Here is a 1,182-nt window from a genome sequence, read left to right as displayed (position 1 = left end):
CATACAGAGCGTGAAGAGTTCAAGTTTAATGAGCGTGGCGTGTGGAAAAACTAACAAGCGCCTGCAATCTGCCTCTGGCAGTTGAGGCGGGCGTTAACTGCCCGGAGGTAAAGTGGGTATTCAAAGGCAAGAGACATTGATCCATTGGAACTTTTTCTTATCCATTGAAGAGGATCTAGATAGGCTTGGACGTTTTGTGGATTTCTCTGCGAACGATGACGCATTCTCAATTGAGATTGCTAGACTATTTTTGGCTGCGAGTGCGGAGGTCGATGTTGTTCTCAAACAACTATGCAAGGCGTTGAATCCTGACAGTGAGGCAAGCTCAATTAATGCTTATCAAGCTGAGTTACTGACTGTATTGCCTAACTTCCAGGAATTTGAAGTGATTCTTCCAAGGTATGGGCTGACTTTGAAGCCTTGGATAGACTGGGGGAATAATCATCCTCCCTTTTGGTGGCAAGATCACAACAAAGTAAAGCATCACCGCCATGAGCATTTCGATAAAGCAAATCTAAAAAATTGCCTGAACTCTATCGCGGCTCTCTATGTATCGGTGCTGCATCTTTATCAGCAGCAAGCCTCAGAAGGTGAGCTATTGCAGCTCCCTAGGTTATTCAATGTTGCCGATAGGCACTTCGGCGGCACTGAAATGGGGCGCTATGGACATTCGTTCAAATATAATTTGCTGTAGCAGTTAACAAGGCCAGGCACAGCGACGGCTTTTTCGTTGTGGCTTCGCCTTCACTACAAAGCCGCGCGTGCTGGCGGCGTTATGAACTACAGGGATAAACAGTGTATTCCATTGAAAAAGCGTCTTTAAATCACATCGAAAGGCTAGTAGAAATTCAAATATCTGCTTTTTCGAATGATCGTAAAGTATGTGGTGCTGGTCCACCGGGTTTCGATAGTACTGAGTACCAAATAGTATGCCTTGAAAGCTACTTTTACTTTGTGATTAAACGTTCGAAAGAAGTAGTAGGTGGTTTTTACTTTTCAGTTGATGAAGAGCGCTTGAATCTTATTCGGCTTTTTGTTGAACCAAGCTATCAGCGTCAAGGACTGGGTAAAATGGTTCTTGATTACCTAGTAAGGCAGGTTTCACATGGTATGTATATTGAGCTAGAAACTCCGACTTTTAACACAGACGCTCATAGGTTTTACGAAAGGAATGGCTTTCAC

General features: G+C 43.8%; 2 protein-coding genes. Both read left to right on the top strand.

The features are described 5' to 3' along the window. The first annotated feature begins 136 nt into the window (after positions 1-136). Positions 137-694: a hypothetical protein gene (locus BZG79_RS15750; RefSeq protein ID WP_199878084.1), complete on the top strand. Its 558-nt coding sequence runs from the start codon at positions 137-139 to the stop codon at positions 692-694. A gap of 101 nt (positions 695-795) precedes the next feature. Then, positions 796-1,182 (top strand): GNAT family N-acetyltransferase (locus tag BZG79_RS15745; protein WP_077774880.1); only part of this gene is annotated, 387 nt, incomplete at its 3' end.

The sequence above is a fragment of the Salinivibrio sp. MA427 genome (assembly GCF_001996115.1).
Taxonomy (GTDB): domain Bacteria; phylum Pseudomonadota; class Gammaproteobacteria; order Enterobacterales; family Vibrionaceae; genus Salinivibrio; species Salinivibrio costicola.
Note: the sequence above shows the minus strand (reverse complement) of the source record. Positions and strands in the feature narration are given on the sequence as shown.